This window comes from Mesorhizobium sp. B2-3-14 (genome assembly GCF_006442175.1).
In the GTDB taxonomy this organism is placed as follows: Bacteria; Pseudomonadota; Alphaproteobacteria; order Rhizobiales; family Rhizobiaceae; genus Mesorhizobium; species Mesorhizobium australicum.
In genome coordinates this window covers 136,924-156,370 of the sequence record NZ_VFVP01000013.1, presented here as the reverse complement: position 1 = coordinate 156,370, position 19,447 = coordinate 136,924, and the positions used below count along the sequence as shown (strand labels likewise).

General features: G+C 63.1%; 23 protein-coding genes. 7 read left to right on the top strand and 16 right to left on the bottom strand.

What is annotated here, in order from left to right; genetic code table 11:
• The 8 genes from FJ950_RS29715 to FJ950_RS26230 all read right to left on the bottom strand — a co-directional run.
• On the bottom strand, positions 1-236 hold a 236-nt coding region (locus FJ950_RS29715), incomplete at its 3' end, for a hypothetical protein (protein ID WP_140619717.1).
• Positions 236-841, bottom strand: coding sequence for a cytochrome C oxidase subunit III (locus FJ950_RS26260; protein WP_140619715.1), 606 nt, complete (start codon positions 839-841; stop codon positions 236-238). The genes FJ950_RS29715 and FJ950_RS26260, both read right to left, overlap by 1 nt.
• Positions 838-2,814, bottom strand: a complete 1,977-nt coding sequence (gene ctaD, locus FJ950_RS26255; protein ID WP_140619713.1) for a cytochrome c oxidase subunit I — start codon at positions 2,812-2,814, stop codon at positions 838-840. Before ctaD ends, FJ950_RS26260 begins: the two co-directional genes overlap by 4 nt.
• Positions 2,811-3,824 (bottom strand): cytochrome c oxidase subunit II, encoded by a 1,014-nt coding sequence (gene coxB, locus FJ950_RS26250; protein WP_140619711.1) that lies wholly within the window; start codon positions 3,822-3,824, stop codon positions 2,811-2,813. The genes ctaD and coxB overlap by 4 nt, the downstream gene beginning before the upstream one ends.
• A complete protein-coding gene (locus FJ950_RS26245; RefSeq protein ID WP_140619709.1) occupies positions 3,821-4,354 on the bottom strand; it encodes a c-type cytochrome in 534 nt (177 codons plus the stop codon). Before FJ950_RS26245 ends, coxB begins: the two co-directional genes overlap by 4 nt.
• Positions 4,351-5,220, bottom strand: coding sequence for a substrate-binding domain-containing protein (locus FJ950_RS26240; protein ID WP_140619707.1), 870 nt, complete (start codon positions 5,218-5,220; stop codon positions 4,351-4,353). The genes FJ950_RS26245 and FJ950_RS26240 overlap by 4 nt, the downstream gene beginning before the upstream one ends.
• The gene (locus tag FJ950_RS26235; RefSeq protein WP_280739578.1) at positions 5,201-6,958 is read right to left on the bottom strand and encodes a methanol/ethanol family PQQ-dependent dehydrogenase; all 1,758 of its coding nucleotides are present in this window, start codon (positions 6,956-6,958) and stop codon (positions 5,201-5,203) included. Before FJ950_RS26235 ends, FJ950_RS26240 begins: the two co-directional genes overlap by 20 nt.
• Positions 6,959-7,074: 116 nt before the next feature.
• Positions 7,075-7,809: a heme-binding protein gene (locus FJ950_RS26230; protein WP_224587218.1), complete on the bottom strand. Its 735-nt coding sequence runs from the start codon at positions 7,807-7,809 to the stop codon at positions 7,075-7,077.
• Positions 7,810-8,083: 274 nt separating this feature from the next.
• Here FJ950_RS26230 and FJ950_RS29605 point away from each other — a divergent pair, with 274 nt between their 5' ends.
• The gene (locus FJ950_RS29605; RefSeq protein WP_157163660.1) at positions 8,084-8,221 is read left to right on the top strand and encodes a hypothetical protein; all 138 of its coding nucleotides are present in this window, start codon (positions 8,084-8,086) and stop codon (positions 8,219-8,221) included.
• A gap of 46 nt (positions 8,222-8,267) precedes the next feature.
• Complete coding sequence (gene dusA / locus FJ950_RS26220) at positions 8,268-9,263, top strand: tRNA dihydrouridine(20/20a) synthase DusA (RefSeq protein WP_140619703.1); 996 nt, start codon at positions 8,268-8,270, stop codon at positions 9,261-9,263.
• 2 nt (positions 9,264-9,265) lie between these two features.
• Here dusA and FJ950_RS26215 read toward each other — a convergent pair whose 3' ends face one another.
• Positions 9,266-9,970 carry a TIGR02281 family clan AA aspartic protease gene (locus tag FJ950_RS26215; protein ID WP_246681373.1) on the bottom strand — a complete coding sequence of 235 codons (705 nt, stop codon included), beginning with the start codon at positions 9,968-9,970 and terminating at the stop codon, positions 9,266-9,268.
• Between the two features lie 10 nt (positions 9,971-9,980).
• Positions 9,981-10,211 carry a DUF1289 domain-containing protein gene (locus FJ950_RS26210; RefSeq protein WP_041163452.1) on the bottom strand — a complete coding sequence of 77 codons (231 nt, stop codon included), beginning with the start codon at positions 10,209-10,211 and terminating at the stop codon, positions 9,981-9,983.
• Positions 10,212-10,409: 198 nt separating this feature from the next.
• Between FJ950_RS26210 and FJ950_RS26205 the strand changes: the two genes are divergently transcribed.
• Complete coding sequence (locus tag FJ950_RS26205; RefSeq protein WP_140619701.1) at positions 10,410-11,408, top strand: nicotinate-nucleotide--dimethylbenzimidazole phosphoribosyltransferase; 999 nt, start codon at positions 10,410-10,412, stop codon at positions 11,406-11,408.
• 28 nt (positions 11,409-11,436) lie between these two features.
• On the opposite strand, the gene FJ950_RS26200 is transcribed toward FJ950_RS26205, so the two are convergent.
• A complete protein-coding gene (locus FJ950_RS26200; protein WP_140619699.1) occupies positions 11,437-12,957 on the bottom strand; it encodes a HAMP domain-containing sensor histidine kinase in 1,521 nt (506 codons plus the stop codon).
• A gap of 76 nt (positions 12,958-13,033) precedes the next feature.
• On the opposite strand from FJ950_RS26200, the gene FJ950_RS26195 reads away from it, so the two are divergent.
• The 4 genes from FJ950_RS26195 (at position 13,034) to FJ950_RS26180 (ending at position 15,516) form a co-directional block, all read left to right on the top strand.
• Positions 13,034-13,657: a thermonuclease family protein gene (locus tag FJ950_RS26195; protein WP_140619697.1), complete on the top strand. Its 624-nt coding sequence runs from the start codon at positions 13,034-13,036 to the stop codon at positions 13,655-13,657.
• 33 nt (positions 13,658-13,690) lie between these two features.
• Entirely contained in the window at positions 13,691-14,302 is a 612-nt protein-coding gene (locus FJ950_RS26190) for a glutathione S-transferase (RefSeq protein ID WP_140619692.1), read from the top strand.
• Positions 14,242-14,916: a uracil-DNA glycosylase family protein gene (locus tag FJ950_RS26185; protein WP_140619690.1), complete on the top strand. Its 675-nt coding sequence runs from the start codon at positions 14,242-14,244 to the stop codon at positions 14,914-14,916. Before FJ950_RS26190 ends, FJ950_RS26185 begins: the two co-directional genes overlap by 61 nt.
• Positions 14,917-15,024: 108 nt before the next feature.
• Positions 15,025-15,516, top strand: coding sequence for an Lrp/AsnC family transcriptional regulator (locus FJ950_RS26180; protein WP_006205209.1), 492 nt, complete (start codon positions 15,025-15,027; stop codon positions 15,514-15,516).
• A gap of 9 nt (positions 15,517-15,525) precedes the next feature.
• Here the strand turns inward: FJ950_RS26180 and FJ950_RS26175 are convergent, their stop codons facing one another.
• The 5 genes from FJ950_RS26175 to FJ950_RS26155 all read right to left on the bottom strand — a co-directional run bounded on the left by FJ950_RS26175 (position 15,526) and on the right by FJ950_RS26155 (position 19,423).
• The gene (locus FJ950_RS26175; RefSeq protein ID WP_140619688.1) at positions 15,526-16,089 is read right to left on the bottom strand and encodes a DUF3299 domain-containing protein; all 564 of its coding nucleotides are present in this window, start codon (positions 16,087-16,089) and stop codon (positions 15,526-15,528) included.
• 103 nt (positions 16,090-16,192) lie between these two features.
• Positions 16,193-16,897 carry a DNA alkylation repair protein gene (locus FJ950_RS26170; protein ID WP_015317851.1) on the bottom strand — a complete coding sequence of 235 codons (705 nt, stop codon included), beginning with the start codon at positions 16,895-16,897 and terminating at the stop codon, positions 16,193-16,195.
• Positions 16,898-16,902: 5 nt separating this feature from the next.
• Complete coding sequence (locus FJ950_RS26165; RefSeq protein ID WP_140619686.1) at positions 16,903-17,772, bottom strand: NAD(P)-dependent oxidoreductase; 870 nt, start codon at positions 17,770-17,772, stop codon at positions 16,903-16,905.
• A gap of 113 nt (positions 17,773-17,885) precedes the next feature.
• Positions 17,886-18,710: an ABC transporter permease gene (locus tag FJ950_RS26160; protein ID WP_140619685.1), complete on the bottom strand. Its 825-nt coding sequence runs from the start codon at positions 18,708-18,710 to the stop codon at positions 17,886-17,888.
• Positions 18,707-19,423 carry an ABC transporter permease gene (locus FJ950_RS26155; RefSeq protein WP_015317854.1) on the bottom strand — a complete coding sequence of 239 codons (717 nt, stop codon included), beginning with the start codon at positions 19,421-19,423 and terminating at the stop codon, positions 18,707-18,709. The genes FJ950_RS26160 and FJ950_RS26155 overlap by 4 nt, the downstream gene beginning before the upstream one ends.
• Positions 19,424-19,447: the final 24 nt, after the last annotated feature.

Genomic DNA, 19,447 nt, shown 5'->3' with positions numbered 1-19,447 from the left:
GTGCCGCGCGTGCGCTCCGGCTTGAAAGCCGCGCCCCCTTGCCGCCGTGCCCGCCAAGAAAGCATGCCGCCGAGAAGTGAAAGGAAGGCCAGCAGCAATGCGATCGGAAGCACGACCGGAACCTGGCGATTGCACTGCCACGGAACAAGCGCGTAGTTCAGCTGCGTCGAGATTGCCCAAGCCAAAGGCCCCGACAGAAGACCACCCCAGGACATTCCCAACCGCAGCGCGCGCATCAGCCTAGCCTCGGTACCCAGTAGATGAGCAGGTAGATCGGGATCCAGGTGAGCACCACGAAATCCCAGTAGAAGACGTTGTCGCCCACATCGCCGAAGCGCCGGCCGCTATACCCATGGCGTGTGAACATCAGCACCGTCAGCACGATCGTGTCGCCCACGTCGGTGATCAGATGCGTGGTGTGCAGTCCAAGCAACACCCAAAGCATCGAGCCGTAGGCGTTTGTGTCCCAAAAGATATTCAATGCCGGGAACTCGAACCAGCGCACCACGAGCGGGGCGACACCGAACAGCGACATCACGACCATGCCGATCCGCACCGGTACGATGGCGCAATGCTCGGCGTAGCGATTGAGGATGTGGTTTGGCACCAGGCTGGCGATCAGCAACAGGGTGACGATCGTTCCCGGCCAATGGTTAGGTTCCGGGGCGCTCAGACGCCAGTTGGGCCATGACATCGCCAGATAGAGATAGGCGCCGGCCGCCAGCGCGAAGCCCGTCCCTTCCAATGCCATGAAGCCGAGCGTGCCCCACCAGGTTGGGCTGCGCGGACCATGGCCAAACGTAGGGAGGGCGGAAAGGTCGGTGACGGGCCGCTGATTCATTCCTCGTCCTCCGGATCGCCCTTGGGCCAGAACCAGCCGAGCAGCGTGAGCGCGATCGGCATGGCGCCCCAGACGATCGCCCACGGCGTAAAGATCGAGTAGAGGAACGTGCCGCCCACGGCGATCGCCGCCAGCAGCGGCCAGATCGACGGCGTCGCCGATTTCTCGCGGATGTCGGGGTAGGCCTCCGCCACCGTCGAGATGAGCAACTCGCGGACATCGACGCGGAGTCCGGTTGCGACGGGAAGCGCCTCTCGTTCGGCCCACAGCGGCTCGACATTCGTCACGATCGGAATGCGCGAGAAATTGTAACTTGGAGGCGGGGACGACGTGGCCCATTCCAGGGTGCCGGCATCCCAGGGGTTATCGCCGGCCGGAGCCCCTTTCAATGCGCCATGTATCAGGTTGAAGGTGAACAGCACGAAGCTTAGGAAGAACAGCACCGCGCCGGCGCTGATGAACAGGTTGATGTTGCCCCAGCCAAGCTCCGCCGGATAGGTATAGACCCTGCGCGGCATGCCCCACAGGCCGACGAGATGCATCGGGAAGAAGGCCGCGTTGAAGCCGATGAAGGCCAGCCCGAAATGCCAGCGTCCGAGACGTTCGCTCATCATGCGCCCGGTGATCTTGGGGAACCAGAAATAGGCCGCGCCCAGCAGCGGGAATACCGATCCGCCGATCAGCACATAGTGGAAGTGGGCGACGACGAAGTAGGTGTCGTGCACCTGAAGGTCGAGCGGCACCGAGGCGAGCATGACGCCGGTTAGCCCGCCGATGACGAAGATGAAGAAGAAGCCGAAGACGAACAGCAGCGGCGTGCGGATCACCGGTCTGCCATCCCACAAGGTCGCCAGCCAGCAGAAGATCTGCACGCCATTGGGGATGGCGATCAGCATGCTGGACGCCGTGAAGAAGCTCGCCCCGAGCTTCGGCAATCCGGTTGCAAACATATGATGCACCCAGAGGCCGAACGACAGGAAACCCACCGCGATCAGCGACAGGACCAGCCCTAAATGGCCGAACGTCGGTCGCCGGGCAAAAGCGGGAATGATGGAGGAGACCATGCCCGTCGCCGGCAGGAAGATGATGTAGACCTCGGGATGACCGAAGAACCAGAACAGATGCTGAAACAGCAGGGCGTCGCCGCCCTCCGCGGGGTTGAAAATGTGGGTTCCGACAAGCCGGTCGAGAATGAGGAAGGTCGAGGTGATCATGACCGCCGGCATCGCGAAGACGACGACGAAGGAAGTGACCAGCAGTGCCCACACATAAAGCGGTATCTTGTCCAGCGACATGCCGGGCGCGCGTTGCTTGAACACGGTGACGATGGTGGCGACGGCGACCGCAAGCGACGACACTTCGGTATAGGTGATCATTTGCGCCCAGACGTCAGCGCGCTTGCCAGGAGAGAATTCCGGTCCGGATAGGGGCACATAGGCGAACCAGCCGACGTCCGGCGCCATGTTGAGGAGGAATGAGATCCAGGCAAAGGCCCCGCCCGAGACGTAGATCCAGTAGCCGAATGCATTGAGCCGCGGGAAGGCGATGTTACGGGTGCCGACCATCAGCGGCACCAGATAGATTCCCGTTGCCTGAACGATGGGCACAGCGAACAGGAACATCATGGTGACGCCATGCATCGTGAACAGCTGGTTGTAGAGGTCCGGCCCGATCAGCCCGCGCTGCGGCCCGGAGAGTTGGATTCGCATGGCGACCGCGTTCAGCCCGCCAAGGCACAGGAAGATGAAGGCCGTGATCAGATAGCGCCTTGCGATGACCTTGTGGTCGACGCTCGACAATGCTCCGATGATGCCGGGCGGCGTGCGCCATGCCCGCGTGAGCCAGTGGTGCAGGCTGGCATCGTCCATGCCGGTATCGCGCGGTCCGTCATGCTCGGGAGCCAGGTCGCCCTTGGTGGCGGTCTCGCGTTTCGGCGGCAGGTCGCGTTCGCTGATCAGATCCGCGCTGCTCATTTCAGACCCTCGAGATAGGCGACGATGGCGTTGAGTTCGTCGCCGTTGAGCTCCACCACAGGCATGTGGGAACCGGGCTTCACGCCTTGGGGGTCCGCTATCCAGGCAGCGATATTGCCTCGGCTCATCGTCAACGTGCCGGCGGCGAGCGTGCGCCGGCTGGCAATATGCGTCAGATCCGGCGCGACGGTTCCTCCCGCTGGAGTGCCCCCGATCCTGTGGCACATCACGCAGGGACGCTTGAGGAACAGGTCCTCGCCAGCCTTGGCCTCGTCGCTCGCCGGAGGGCCAGACGGCTGCAACTGGTCGTTCCACCAAGCGTCGAACTTTTCCTTCGGCTCGGCGATGATGAAGGTACCCATGTTCGCATGCTGCGCACCGCAGAACTCGGCGCACTGGCCGCGATATACGCCAGGCTTGTCGGCCTTGATGTCGAGCACATTGATATGGCCGGGGATGAGGTCGAGCTTGCCGGAAAGGCTCGGCACCCAGAAGGAATGGATCACGTCCGTCGATGTCAGCAGAAGCCGTACGGGCTCCCCGGCGGGGATGTGGATTTCGTTCGCCGTGGTCAGGATACGGCTCGGCGTGGCGTCTTCGTAGCGCACTTCCCACCACCATTGGTGGCCCGTGACGCGAATGGTGAGCGCGGCGTCGGAGCCGATCGCCGCAAGCGTCCTGTTGGCGAAGAAGCTCAGCAAGGTCAGCCCGACCACGATGGCTGCGGTCAGCCCGACGGCAACCACGACAACGCGCAACTTTCGATGGTCGGCGCCGGCGTCGAGCACGAGCGGCTCGGCGCCGTCCCGCGACCGCATCATCAACGGTGTGGCAAGAGCGATCATCACCAGGACCCAGATCACCGCGCAAAGCGCGGTGAAAAACCAGATGAGCCATGCCAGCTCACTGGCAGCTGGCCCTTTCGGGTCGAGCGCTGATTGCCATCCCGCGCATCCCTGCAGAAATAAGACGCAGGCCGTGCCGAACCCGGTCGACGCAAGGCGCTTCACGGTGATTTCCCCAGCGTGGCTGCATCCGGCATGCGATTTTCCGACGGATGCGGCATCATGTCGTCATTGCGTTGCGGCGCGGCGGACGAGGGTGCGTTGCCACTCAGCGAGCGAACGAAGGCGGCAAGCTCCCAAATCTGGTCATCGGGTATCTTGTCGCGGAAGCTCGGCATGCCTTTTGGCCGCCCATCGCGGATGGTGGCGTGGATGCTTTCGATCGAACTGCCGTAAAGCCATTTCTGGTCCATCAAGGCCGGCCCCATGCCGCCGCCGCCATTGGCATGACAGCCCGAACAGTTGAACCAGCTGAACAGGCGCTTGCCCTCGCTGAGGTGGAAGGCATTGGCCTCGAAGCTGGCTGCCTTGTTGTCGCTGGCCGAAGGCCGCTTTCCACCGGGTTCCAATGTGGTCACAGGCGCCGGCTGCTCGCCCGATCCGAGCGAGGATTGCGGGCGCGTGTCGCGCTCCTCGCGCTGGCATGCCGTAAGCGCTAGGGCCGTAAACAAGAGCATGGCGGCACCGTGCTTCATCGCACTGGGCTCCCCGGGCCATCGAGGCGCGGCACGCCATATTGCGACAGCAATGCGTCGATCTCGGCCTTGTGCCTGGCCAGCGCGCTGTTCACATCGCCACGCAGCGCATCGTCCTCGCGCCGAACGCCCATCGAGATGTCGTAGATCATGGGCAATTGCGGCCCGTCGATGCGAGGCGTGACGGGCGTGACGCGGAGAGGCACTTTCTGCTTGGCGGCGAAGTAGCCGGCGAGCGGGCCCCAGACGACGGCAAGATCGATGTCTCCGGTCGCCACTGCTTCGACGATGCGCGCCGGAGGGTTGGGTGCGGAGTAGTCGCCATAGACGGGATAGCCGACGAGATGCCCGACGATGCCGCGGCGGCCGAGCGCCTGGACGGGAGGCGAATTGGCCCCGTCGTCGCCGATGAGTTGCACGCCGATCCGCATGGCGCGCAGCCGCGGATCGTTGAAGGATGCCACATCCGGGCCGTCCTGGCGGGTGACGAAAACATAGGACGACCGATAATAGGGGGTGGTGGTGCGCAGCATTTCGAGATTGGCCGGCGTGCCGGGCACGAGATCGCAAAGGCCGGCCTTCAGCGTGTTGCGCACGAAGCCCCGGCGCTGTGCCCACCAAGTGTAGGTCAGTTTGGCGCCGAGATCGGCGGCCACGATCTCAGCGATCCTGTTCTCGAAGCCCTGACCGGCGGCGTTGGAGAAGGGCATGTTGTTCGGGTCGGCGCAGACCCTCAGTTCACGCACATTCGCTGTCGCCGGCAAGAGCAGCAAGGCGAGGGCGACCATGCCGGTTGCCAGTCGCTGGAGCGCCTTTCGCACCTGGCGCGGGGCCCGCTCGAGTGCCTCAGGGCAGCCGGAACACATAGAGCGTGCCTCCCGCCGTTGTCGCGTCCTTGAGATCCTTCATCGCGTTGACGAAACCGAGGGCAGCGGTGGCGTCGCGCGGATCGAGATCGCCGGACACGATGGCGCCGGCCCAGCCGCCTACACCCGACAGGATCGCCACATATTGGTGTCCGTCGGGGCCGCGATATGTGATGGGCTGGCCGATGATGCCGGACGACGTCTTGAATTGCCAAAGCAGCTCGCCGGTCTTGGCGCTGACCGCCTTGAACCAACCCTCCATGGTTCCGTAGAAGACGACATCGCCGGCGGTCACGACCGCGCCGCTCCACACCGGGAAGTTCTCCTTGAGGCTCCAGGCGGGCTTCTCCGCGGCGATGTCCCAAGCGGTGAAGGCGCCCCGGTTCCCACCAGGCCCGGGGATCATGCGCACGTTCATGCCGACATAGGGCGTGCCGGCAATGTAGTTCACCTCGACGCCTTCTTCGTCCATGCACAGATTGTTATGCGGTATGTAGAGCAGCCCTGTCTTCGGCGAGAAGGCGGAAGGCTGCCAATCCTTGAGCCCTGACGCGGTCGGGCAGATGTCGCGGACGACCTTGCCGGTACCGGTCTTCTTGTCCGGGTTCTCGATCAGACGGCCGCTGTCGAGGTCGACACCCTTGCTGGAATTGACGGGGCCGTAGGGCTTCGCGGACAGCACTTCGCCGGTGGTCCGGTCGAGAATGTAGAGATAGCCGTTGCGCTCGGGCCGGACCAGCACCTTGCGCGGCTTGCCCTGCCAGTTCATGTCGAGCAGGACCTGCTCGTTGATCCCGTCATAGTCATGAAGGTCGTGCGGGCTCCACTGGTAGAACCATTTCGCCGCTCCGGTATCGGGGTCGCGGGCGAAAATCCCTGACGTCCATTTGTTGTCGCCGGGCCGCAGATCCGGGTTCCACGGTCCAGGGTTGCCGGTGCCGTGGAAGATCAGGTTGAGATCCGGGTCGTAGGAAATCCAGCCCCACATGTTGCCGCCGCCGATTTTCCAGGCTTCCGGCGGCCATGTCGTGACGCCGAGGTCCTTGCCCTTGTCCATGTCGTAATGCGGCTTGAAATCGGGGCCGATCAGCACGTCCTTGTCCGGTCCGGTGCCGTAGGCCGTCCAGACGACATGACCGTCGCCGGCGTCAAGCGCCTTGACCCAGCCGCGGACGCCCATCTCGCCGCCTGAATTGCCGACCAGCACTTTGCCTTTCACCACCAACGGCGCCATGGTGATGGTCTCGCCTATGTTGATGTTGCCGATATGGGAGTTCCAGATCGGCTGACCGGTGTTCGCATCGAGTGCGATGGTGTGACCGTCCAGTGTGTTGAAGAAGATGCGCCCGTCCGCGAAAGCCGCGCCGCGATTCACGACGTCGCAACAGGCAACCCCTTGCGCCGCGGGTTCGGGATTGGGTTCGAACTTCCATTTCATCGGCGCGCCTGGCTTGGTGAGGTCGAGCGCGTAGACCATGTTGGGGAAGGGGGTCACGATGTACATCGTGCCGCCGACGACCAGCGGCGCCGCTTCCTGGCCTTTGTTGACGCCGGTGGAGAAGGTGAAGGCCACCTGCAGGTTCTTGACATTGCCTTCGTTGATTTCCGTGAGTTCACTGTAGCGGGTCGACGCGTAGTTCTTGGCCGGCATCGTCCATTGCCCATCGTCGCGCGGTGCGGCGGAAGCCGGCGGCGAGATCGCTGACGGTGGCGGAGCTTCGGAAGCGCCTGTCAGCAGAGGAGTGCAAGCCAGCAGCAACCCCGCAAGGAAGCTCTGGAGACGTTTTCTAGCTGCCGCCGGGCGGTTCGTGCGTACCGCGTCGACGCAGGGTGTTGCACACCGCGCTGCTTGCTTCATTTCGGTGTCGCGCCTCCGACGCCTGAACCGATTTCCGCTGCGATGTCGGCCTCGGTGCCCGAGCATAGCGGGTGACCCCAGCCGGAGGCGCTTTTTCCGCCGGGATCGAGATCATAGATGATGGCATCCTTACGGTTGGGATTGACGCCTGCCGGGACCTTGTCGAGGCCGAGAGCCGCGCGAACGCGCCAGGCGACATTGTGGTCGGCGCAAGAGGAATCGCCACTGACGCCAAGCGCGCCGACGATCGTTTTGCCGTCGTAAAGGGCCAAGCCCCCGCCAAACACGACGACGCCGCCGATAGGCTTGCCGACCAACGGATCGTTGGCGCTGCCGAAGGTTTTGGGATCGCCCGCATAAGCCGCGGCTTGGTTGACGGGGTTGGTCGCCTGCAGCCCGAACAGCGGCCCACCCGGTTGCACGCCAGCGTAGAGATTGGCCGTCGACAGGGCCATTTGAGCCAGGCTGAGACCATTGGCGGTGTTGGCTTTCTCCGCTGCGACGAGCCGACTGCCCGGCCATTGCGAATCGACTGCCGGGCCGCTGAACGCAATCGCGCAGACAGTGCCATCGCGGGCAACGATCGCGCCCCATTCGTTGGTTTCAAAGCCGCCATTGGCTGGTCCGCCGCTTGCCTTCACATTGGCTTTGAGGACTGTAAGCAGCCTATCGTGATCGGCCGGACAAGCCTGCTGCGCCATGGCCCTGTCATCGTGGAGCAGGTCGCCCATCAGCAACAACAAACCAAAGGCAGATACGAAAAGCTGACAGCGATACATTGTCTTGGGCATTCGTTCGAACATCAAAGAGAACCCTGGCAGATCGTGAACGCGAGCAGGCGTCCGTGCCTAACTCGCACAATGCTTCTATGTTCCTGCTTTGGAAAAATTCGTGCAGTTGGATTTGAAGGCTGGTGTTCAGCCATGCTGTCCGTGGCATCCCAAGCCTCCTTTGGCGGGCGATAAACCCGGACAACTCATCTGCTACCTAATCCGGACAACTCATGTGCTTACGACACAGATCGGAGAGGGACTTGCCTACATCGCACATGTCGTCGATATGAAGGTCGACGAATTCGCCGAAGGGCTTCAGGCGCGCTATACGGGACTTTGTCAGCGTCTCACCATGATCGACTTGGCGTAAATTCGTGTGCACCCGGCAGGGTCTAGCGTTTTGAATGTTAAAGAAAATGCTGAAAAATCAACAGTATAGACTGGCTATTGCACCCATGATGGACTGGACGGACCGGCATTGCCGGTTCTTCCATCGCCAGCTGACGACACATGCGCTGCTTTATACCGAAATGGTTGTGGCCGACGCGGTCATCCACGGCGCGCGCGAGCGGCTGCTTGGCTTCGATGAGGTGGAACATCCCGTCGCCCTGCAACTTGGCGGCTCCGATCCGGCAAAACTTGCCGAAGCGGCGCGCGTTGGCGAAGCCTTCGGTTATGACGAGATCAATCTCAATGTCGGCTGCCCGTCCGACCGCGTCCAGTCGGGCACGTTCGGCGCTTGCCTGATGAAAGTACCCGACCTCGTCGCAACCTGCGTCGCGGCGATGAAGGCGGCGGTGACGGTGCCAGTCACGGTCAAGTGCCGCATCGGCGTCGACGAACAGGATCCGGAGCCCGCGCTCGATGCGCTGGCGAATGGGGTGTTCGATGCCGGCGCCGATGCCTTGTGGGTGCATGCTCGCAAGGCCTGGCTGGAAGGGCTGAGCCCCAGGGAAAATCGCGACATCCCGCCGCTAGACTATAACAGGGTTTATCGGTTGAAGGCTAGAAAACAAAGCAAATTCATAGGCATCAATGGCGGTATTCAGTCTCTTGACGAGGCGCGGCTGCATCTCGATCATGTCGACGGAGCCATGCTCGGCCGCGCCGCGTACCACACACCAGGCATTCTGGCCGGTGTTGACGCCGCCTTCTACGGTGCGCGGTCGGAGGCGTTCGATTTCGCGGCACTGATCGATGCTATGGCGGAGTATGCGGCGCGCCATATCGAACAAGGCGGCCGGCTCGGCCATGTCACCCGCCATATGGTCGGGCTGTTTCATGGGCTGCCCGGCGCTCGCCGCTATCGTCAGATCCTGTCCACCGACGCAACCCGACCCGGGGCCGGGGCTGACGTGCTGAAGACGGCTTTCGCGGCTGTCGAACTCGGAGGAGCGGCCGAAGCGGCCTGAGCTCAGTCCCTGAGGATCATCCGGTCGCCGCGCACGTCGAAGCCCGACAGCGAACCGATGAAGTTCATGCCGAGCAGGCTTTGGCTCAGCATGCCTGGAGCGGCGATCATCACCGGCATATCCTTGCGCACGATGCCGCCGATCGCCAGTTCGTCGGTTTTGACCGCCGCGGCGCGCGTCATGCCGTTGGCGGTCGAAACCGGTATCGTGTAGTTGAGTGCCGCGGGATTGAAGCCTGAGGCCTGGGCGTCCTCCGAACTCAGCACCGTGCTGGTGGCGCCGGTGTCGACAACGGCGCGAACCGGGTTGCCGTTGACCAGGATGCGCGCTTCGAAATGGCCATTGTCGGCCTTGTCCAAGGTCACGGTGGCGTGGCCGTCTTCGACACCGAGCGCCAGCGGGCTGCCGGGAACAAGGCCGGCGGTCACCCGGCTGGCGACGTCCTGCAGCTCGTAGCGATATTGATAGCCGGCGATCAGCGCGAGCACGATAGCCGCCCAGGCGCCGAGATTGCGGGCCATCACTCCCAGCGGAGCGGACCGCAGCAAGCCGGCGCCGATAAGGGCGCCGAAAGCCCCAAGCCAGATCAGCCGGCCAAAATCGTAATTCTCGACGCCGAACGTGCTGCCGGCGGAATCGTTGAGCATGAGCAGGGCTGCCCCTACACCGATCACCGCCATCACAACCCAGAACAGCCGGCTGCTCACTCGTCCCTCGCTAGAGTGCGTCGCGTTCACGCGCCATGCGGGTGCGGCGCGTTTCCCGGCGCGGCCGGCGCTCGACGGTTTCGAGCCGGGCTGGCAGTTCGGCCATCACGCTGCGGCGCGTCTCGGGCGTCATCCCTATCCAGGCGCCGATCTCCTCGCGCGTGCGGCCGCAACCGAAGCAGAAGCCGGTTTTCATATCGATCGAACAGACCAGGATGCAGGGAGATTCGATGGCCGTCATGACTTTCTCTCGGTGGACCCGGTCCGGAATCCGCTCTTCCACCTCCACATGGTGCAACGGCAAAGCCAATGCAAGCCCTCCCGATCGCGCCTTCCGTGGCCGCCTTTGCGGCAAATCAGGAAGGACGATCGAGGAGGTTGTGCCGGTCACGCAAGACAGCTATTCCGCTCCTCTGCTCCAGGAACGATTGTTCGCGACATGACCAGTGCACTGCCTTTCGATGATTTCCGCGACCTGCTCGGCAATCTGCCATTGGCCGACCTCAAAGCTGAAGCGCGCGTGCGCACACTGTTTGCCAAGGCCGATAAGCCTGAGAATTCGCTTGGCCGCGTCGAGGACATCGCCGCCTGGCTCGCAGCCTGGAGCGGTCGCGCTCCGCCTGCCGTGACTAGGCCCCTGATGGCTGTCTTTGCCGGCAACCATGGCGTTGCCAGGCAAGGCATTTCGCCGAGGCCCGTGGCGGCGACCGCTAACGCGGTCGAGCTTTGCGCGGCCGGCGGTGCGGCGATCAACCAGATCTGCATTGCCAACGACCTCGGTCTGAAGGTGTTCGATCTTGCCCTGCACATCCCGACCGGCGACATCACCGAGGACGCGGCGCTCGATGAGCGCGGTTGCGCCGCCACCATGGCCTTCGGCATGGAGGCGATTGCCGGCGGCACCGACCTGCTTTGCCTCGGCGATCTCGGCGTCGGCAATTCCACCGTCGCCGCCGCCCTGCTCGCCGCGCTTTTGAGGGGCAGGGGTGCCGACTGGGTTGGCCCGGGATCCGGCGCCGACGCGGCGATGCGGGCCCGCAAGGCAGAGGTTGTCGATGCGGCGCTGGCTTTTCATGGCCGCCATCTCGAAGACCCGCTTGAGGCGCTGCGCCGGGTCGGCGGCCGCGAGTTCGCGGCGATAGCCGGCGCAATCCTTGCCGCGCGGATGCAGCGGATACCGGTACTGCTCGATGGCTTCGCGGCAACGGCAGCCGCGGCGGTGCTGCATGCAGCGAACCCCGCAGCCCTTGATCATTGTCTTCTCGCCAGCCTGTCGCCGGAGTCCGCGCATGCAAGGGCGGCCGAGCACCTCGGGCTGCGTCCGCTGCTCGATCTGGGGATCGGCCACGGCGAAGGGGCGGGAGCCGCTCTGGCGGCTGGGCTGGTCAAGGCGGCGGCACTGACCAGTTCGGGCATGGCGGCGGCTGTGCGGGGTTGACCACGCAGCACCAGCGTTTACGGGGTCCTTACCGCCGTCGCGCGGCCACCGCCGCGGTCGGCAGCGCCGGCAGTTCTTCCATCACCCGGCTCAGCGGGAAAATAGCGATCGCCTCGGTGCCTTCGCGCAGCTTGGAATGAAGCTCGAACTCGCCGCCATGCATGGCGAGCAGCCCTTGGACGATCGGCAGGCCAAGCCCGGTGCCTTGCTCGGCGCTCTTGATGGCGATCGAACCCTGGCCGAAGGCTGAAAGCACGACCGGAATCTCGTCTTCGGGAATGCCCGGACCGTTGTCCTTGATCGAAATGTATTGTCCGCCGCCCGCCGTCCAGCCGACCCGGACGCGGATTTCGCCGCCGGTGGCGGTGAACTTGATGGCATTGGACAGAAGGTTGAGCGTGATCTGGCGCACGGCGCGCTCGTCGGCGAACAGCCGCGGCAATGTCTGTTCGAAATCCTGGATGACGCGGATGTCCTTGTTGCGCGCCTTCAACTCCATCATGTGGCAGCAATCCTCGACGATGTTGAGCAACATGACCGGCTCCTCGTTGAGCTGGTAGCGGCCGGCCTCGATGCGCGATAGGTCGAGGATCTCGTTGATCAGGTCGAGCAGATGCTGGCCTGAGTCATGCACGTCGTGGGCGTAGTCACGATAGGTGGGATTGCTCATCGGCCCGAGGACTTCGTTCGCCATCACCTCGGAAAAGCCGAGAATGGCGTTGAGCGGCGTGCGCAATTCGTGGCTCATCGAAGCGAGGAAACGCGATTTTGCCAGGTTGGCGTCCTCAGCCCGCCGCCGCGCCTCGTCCGACATCGACTTCGCCGTCTCCACTTCGGCGATCAGCGCGTCCTTTTCGGAGCGGAACGACAACAGCAGCAGGGAAAAACGATTGAGGTGACTGGCAATATAGGCGAAGAAAGGCAGCGACAGGACAAGCAGCGCAGCCATGGTGGCCCCGACCGGCATCCAGGACTTGGTCGCGGCATAGGCGTAGAGCGCCACTGGAACCGCGAAGGTCGCCAGCAGTGCTCCGCCCAGGGACGAGGCCATGAGCGCCGTCCCTGCCATGGCAAACAGCAGCACCACCGCCTTGACCGCCTGGAACTGGTCGACCTCGCAGGCCCCGCAGCCCAGCCAGACGAACCAGGCCCAGCCCAGACCACAAAGGAAGTGGCCGACCAGGAATTCCCTTCGCGTTTGCAAGGCGTTAAGTTCGGAAGCTTCCGTGCGCTCGATGCGCCGCGCCATGAAAACGACGATCGTATAAGAGGTCAGCGTAAACAACGCCCAGAGCCCGATCTCATTGCCGACACCGGCCAGACGACCGGCCGCGGCGATCGCCAGGACGAGCATCGGGATGACGACGGCACCGCTGGTCATCGCCTGGGCATGGAGCTTCAGCAGCTCGCGGTCGAAATCGAGATTGCCGGCCTGCTGCGAAAGACGGTCGCGCGTCTTGCGAACCGCGCGCGCGACATCGCTGTTGCGATGCCGTTTCCTGCGGTCCACAATGAACTTGTCCGCCGTGTTCGAGCGTTGCAAGGGCATCAAAAGCTTCAATTTATGCGCGCAGCGATTTCAAGGTGTTAAGCTACGTTCGAATGATTAACCAACCGTTTGCCATATGAGCCGTTCGTGGTCGCCAAGGTCGCGCCCGAGGTACGCGGCAGCGCGCCCGAGAAGTCCGTGGCGAAAGCTGCTGGATTACGGGCTGACCGTCATCATTCTGGGGCTGCTGATCCTGCTTGCGGCGCGTCTCGATCGAGTGGAGACACGCAAGACGCAAGGTACAGCCATCATCAATGACGGCGATTCGATCACGCTCGGCGCCGAGCGCATCCGCATGCGCGGCATCGACGCCCCGGAATACACCCAGACTTGCCACAAGAACGGCGCCGATTATGCCTGTGGCACGCTGGCGCGCCAGTCGCTGGTGCGGCTGATCGCCGGCAGGCCGGTCACCTGCAGCGGCTGGCAGCGCGACCGCTATGGCCGGTTGCTCGGCGACTGCAAGGCCGGCGGCACCGACCTAAACCGCGCCCAGGTCGAGGCCGGCTGGGCCGTTGCCTATGGCGCTTTCGAAGGCGATGAAGCAACGGCCCGCGCGGCCAGGGTTGGCATCTGGGCGGGCACGTTCGACCTGCCGCAGGACTGGCGCGATAGTCACCACGGCGAGGTCGTCGAGCGAAAACATGGCACACTGGCGTCGATCGGCGACGCGGCGCGCGAGATCTTTCGCTTCTGGTGAAGCGTGTCTGGCGGAAGGAAAAGGAGGATCGAAATGAAGCTGTTCGACGGCGGCCGGGCACCCAACCCTCGGCGGGTTCGGATTTTTCTCGCCGAGAAGGGGATCGCGGTTCCGTTGGTGCCCGTCGACATGGGCGCGCTGGAGCACAAACAGCAGCCGGTAAGCTCGCGCAACCCGCTGCGGCGCCTGCCGGTGCTGGAACTCGATGACGGCACCATCCTCACCGAATCCGTCGCCATCTGCCGCTATTTCGAGGAACTCCATCCCGAGCCGGCATTGTTCGGACACGACGCGCTTGGCAAGGCAAAGGTCGAGATGTGGCAGAGGCGGATGGAGTTCAACCTGCTCAGCAGCGTCACGCAGGCTTTCCGCCATATCCATCCCGCCATGAAGGAATGGGAAATTCCGCAGATCCCCGAATGGGGTGAGGCCAACAAGCCGAAGGCGGTGGAGTTTCTCATGCTGCTCGATGCTGAACTCGGCAGCCGTGAATTCGTCGCCGGCGACAGCTATTCCATTGCCGACATCACAGGGCTGATCGCGATCGACTTCATGAAGCCGGCACGCATCAAGGTGCCGGAGGAATGCACCAATGTGTCGCGTTGGCATCAGGCAATCTCCAGCCGGCCGAGTGCCGCTGCTTGAGCGTGGAACTGGACAGATTCGCCGCGACGGTCCGCGCTTGCCGCATCTGCGCGGACGATCCCATCGGCAAGCCGCTGGCGCATGAGCCGCGTCCGGTGCTGCGACCCTCTTCCAGCGCCCGTATCCTGATCGCCAGCCAAGCACCGGGAACCAAGGTGCATCTGTCGGGCATGCCCTTCACCGATGCTTCGGGCGACCGTTTGCGGACTTGGCTCGATGTGACCAGCGACGAATTCTACGACATCGAGAAATTCGCCATCGTGCCGATGGGCTTCTGCTTTCCCGGACAGGACGCCAAGGGCGGCGACCTGCCGCCGAGGCGCGAATGCGCCCCGGCCTGGCGCGCGCCCTTGATGGCGCTGATGCCGCGGATCGACCTGGTGCTGACGATCGGCATCTACGCGCAGACCTGGCATATGGGCGCGGCGCGGCGCGCCTCGCTGACGGAAACGGTGATGGACTGGCGCGCCATCTGGGAGAATTCCGTCGGCCCCAAAGTGCTGCCGCTGCCACATCCATCCTGGCGCAACACGGGCTGGTTGAAGCAGAATCCGTGGTTTGAAATGGATTTGCTGCCTTTCCTGCGCTCGGAAATCCGCTATCGCCTCGGTTAGGCATTGAGCAAGAAATCACTCGCTTTTGGCGCAAGGGGCAGAATTTCTTTCTTGTGAATGGCCCAAATAAAAGGGAATATAGGGAAACTATTCCACCAGGAGCCTCCGATGGATCGCCTCGACCGAAAAATTCTCCGCCTGCTGCAGGAGGACGCGACGCTCGCGGTCGCCGATGTCGCTAAGAAAGTCGGCCTGTCGACCACGCCGTGCTGGCGGCGCATCCAGAAGCTGGAGGAGGAGGGCGTCATCAAGCGGCGCGTCGCCATTCTCGACCACGAGAAGGTCAATGTGCGGGTCACCGTCTTCGTGTCGATCCGCACCAATTCGCATAGTCATGAATGGCTGCGCCGGTTTTCCGAGGTCATCCAGGAATTTCCCGAGGTGGTCGAATTCTATCGCATGAGTGGCGACGTCGATTACCTCTTGCGCGTCGTGGTGCCCGACATTGCCGCCTACGACGCCTTCTACAAACGGCTAATCGCCAAGATCGAGATCCGGGACGTGTCGTCGTCCTTCGCCATGGAGCAGATCAAGTACACGACCGAAATCCCGCTCGACTATATGGTGCTGGACAAGGAGTCGGGCGCGAACGCAGCCTGAGCCCGCCGTTCAATTCTTCTTCTTGTTGAGGAAGCTCCAGGGCGAGTTCACCGGCAACACAACGGAGTCCGGAACCGTGTCGACGGCCACGACATCTGCCTTGCGCACGCTATAGCCGGACTGGATGACGCTGACGCCGTCGAGAATGAACAGCTGGCTCTTCTCCATGTCGGGGTTCAAGGCGCCGGTGACGGCAACCGACTGGTAGGCCTCGGACATCTTGTAGGGATGGGCTGGTGTGACCAGCACGATCTGGTTGGGCGGAGGCGTCGGCATGTGGCTGCACGCACCCGTCCATGGCACCAGCAGGAACTGATAAACGAGATCTCCGTCGCGATCGACCGGCAATGCATAGCCGGCTAATTGTATGGTCTTGTCGTGCAGGGCGACTGAGAGTGTCTCGCCATGATCCGGCAGTTTCGCCGCGATCATCGGCAAGCCGGCGTCTTCGGCGATGGCCTGCGTCGCCGGGCGCAGATCCTTCCAGAAGATGTGCGTGGTCTCGGCCGAAGCGCCCGCGGTGGAGAGTGCAAGCGCGGCCGCAAGCGCCAGGATCGCTTTGAAATGGTTCATGGTCGCATCCTTTGCGGGCGAGTAAAGACGCCGCTGTCGGTGGCGTCAATGCTCGAGCCGCGTCACATGTCGGCGAGAACCGGCTGCGGCAATCCCCGCCTTGTCAGGTCTTTCTGGTGGCGAGGCGTTCGTGGGTTTTGGCATGCGAGAGTTCTTTCACCGCATCCTTGCCGATCCAGCGCGCCGTCCTGTTCGCGGAGTTGGCAAGTTCCTGCGCCAGGGCAAGGGCAGGGCCATGCAAACCCACCGACCGTTTGCCGATTTGCCGCAGCGCCCAGTTGACCGCTTTCCTGACGAAATTGCGCTCGTCGCGGGAATGAGCCTCGACTAGCGGCAGGTAGGACAGAAACGTCGCGTCCGGCTCCTTTTTCAAATGCACTGACGCCCATGCCAGCATCGCGAAGGCCGTGCGGCGAACGAATTCGCGCTCGTCGGCGGCAAACTCCTCGACCAGCTGGCGCCAGAACAGCGTATCCACGAACAGATCCGAGACGGTGTCGACGATCTCCCAGGAATCGAAATCGCCGGCCCAGCGGCGGCATTCTTCAATGGTAATCTTTTTCGGCTCGCCGGTGAAGGCCGCCATCAGCCGTGCTTCGCGAACGCCGCTGTCCCACAGCGCCAGGGATCGCTTGTGGTCGCGCTTCAGCTTGCGCGCCAAAGGCCGCAAATCCGCATTGGCGACACCGAGCGCGGTCGCGGTGTTGATACCGAACCGCCCCATGCCGGCGCGGACTTCCTCGGTTCCGATCGAATGCAGATGAGCGACGATGTCCTGCGCGGTCCAGCCTGGAACGGGCAGGGACACTGCGCCTACTTCTCCAGCCGCGCCAGCAGCGAGGACGTGTCCCAGCGCTTGCCGCCCATCGCCTGCACGTCCTTGTAGAACTGGTCGACCAGCGCGGTCACCGGCAGCCTGGCGCCATTGCGATCGGCCTCTTCAAGGCAGATGCCGAGATCCTTGCGCATCCAGTCGACGGCGAAACCGAAGTCATATTTGCCGGCATTCATGGTCTTGTGCCGGTTTTCCATCTGCCAGGAACCGGCCGCGCCCTTGGAAATCACCTCGATCACCTTCTCAATGTCGAGACCTGCCTTCTTGCCGAAATGAATGCCTTCCGAAAGCCCCTGCACCAGCCCGGCGATACAGATCTGGTTGATCATCTTGGTGAGCTGCCCGGCGCCCGCCGATCCCATCAGTCCAACCATGCGGGCAAAAGCGTCGATAACTGGCCTGGCCTTAGCGAAGGCGGCCTCATCGCCGCCGACCATGACGGTCAGCACGCCGTTCTCGGCGCCGGCCTGGCCACCGGAGACGGGCGCGTCGAGAAATGAGAAGCCGCCCGATTGCGCGGCTTCGGCCAGTTCGCGCGCGACTTCAGCCGAAGCCGTGGTGTTGTCAATGAATACCGAGCCTTTCTTCATCGCCTTGAAGGCGCCTGCGGGGCCTGTGGTCACCGAGCGCAAGTCGTCATCGTTGCCGACACAGGAAAAAACGAAATCCTTGCCCTCGGCGGCCTGGGCCGGCGTCGCGGCAAAGCCGCCGCCATGTTGGGCGACCCACTGCTCAGCTTTGGCTTGGGTGCGGTTGTAGACGGTCACGTCGTGGCCACCCTTGTTCTTCAGGTGTCCGGCCATGGGATAGCCCATGACGCCAAGACCGAGAAATGCCACCGATGCCATGCCTTGTCCTTCCGGCGAAACAGAGATTTCAGCTGCGGAAGCTCTAGGCCATGCGACGAATTCGTCAAGGCGCGCGCTGCGGCATCGACTGGCACAGGCCGATCCGGAGCGGCTCAGCGATTGAGGTGGATCGTAATCCTGCGCTCGATCCATTCGACGCCATGGCGCAGGATTTCGACCATCACCAGATAGACGATGGCGACCCAGACATAGGCCTGGAAATCGAAGGATTTGGCGTAGGCAAGCTTCGCATTGCCCATCAGGTCATAGACCGTGATGATGGCGACGATGGCCGAGGCCTTGATCATCAGAACCAGTTCATTGCCGTAGGGCCGCAAGGCCACGATGAACGCCTGCGGCAGGATGACCTTGCGCAGCGTCTGCAGCTTGTGCAGGCCGAGCGAGGCAGCACCTTCCCATTGGCCCCTGGGAACACTCTCGATGGCGCCGCGGAGGATTTCGGCCTGGTATGCCGCGGTGTTGAGCGCAAAGGCGAACACCCCGCAGTTGAAGGCCTCGCGGAAGAACCACCACAGCCCGATGGACTCGAGCTGCAGCCGGAAAGAACCCAAGCCATAGTAAACGAGGTAGACTTGGACGAGCAGCGGTGTGCCTCGGAAGAAATAGACATAGCAATAGGCAAGGCCGGACAAGAACCGGTTCTTCGACATGCGGCCATAGGTGACGGGCAGCGAAAAGATCGCGCCGGCCACCATCGAGATCGCCACGAGCGACAGCGTGGTCCACAGTCCCTGCAGATAGGCGGGTGCATATCTGGCAAAGAACTCGCCATTCCAGGCGTAGACGAGATAGGCGAGGATACCGAGGCCGAAGAGGATCCAGAGGCCGACGAGTGCGTAACCGACGATGCGGGTGCGCGGCCAGCCGCGTGCCCGCGGCGGCGGGCGGTCGACCGAGATCGCTTCCGTGACGCTCATCGTGCCTCCCTCCGCCCCAGCGAGCGCAAGATGAACCCGGTTGCGATCGAGGACAGGATCGCCAGGACGAGGAAAACCAATGCGGCGACGCTGTAGAACAGGAAGGAATGCTTGGTGACACGTGCCGCCACGCCGGCATTGCGCAGGGTTTCAGCGAGGTTGACGACCGAGACGAGGGCGGTGTCCTTGAGCAGGCTCAGCCAGCAATTCTCAAGGCCGGGAAAGGCGATGCGCAGCAGCTGCGGCAGGATCACCTTGCGCATGGTAAGCCATTTCGACAGGCCGATTGCATAGCCGCCTTCATACTGGCCCTTCGGAATGGCGCGAAAGGCGGAGAGGAATACCTCGCTGGCGTAGGAAGAAAAGATCAGCGACAGCACGATCATGCCGGCGATGAAGCTGTCGACATCGATCGTTGCCTCGGGCTTGAAGAGGCGGATGACGTATTGCAGCAAGATGGGCATGCCGAAGAAGAACAGGAACAGCGTCACCAATTCCGGCAGGCCGCGAAACATGGTGGTGTAGATGTTGGCGGCCAGCCGCAGCGACGGTTCTTCGGACTGCTTGGCCCAGGCTACGAAAAAGCCGATCGTCAGGCCGATCGGCAGCGTTGCAAGCGCGAGCGCGATGGTGACCAACGCACCATAGGCAATATCGTCACTCCAGCCCTCCGGTCCCCAACTGAGCAGTGTCCATATGCTTTGGACTGGCATTGACTGGCCTTACCCCACGGCGCT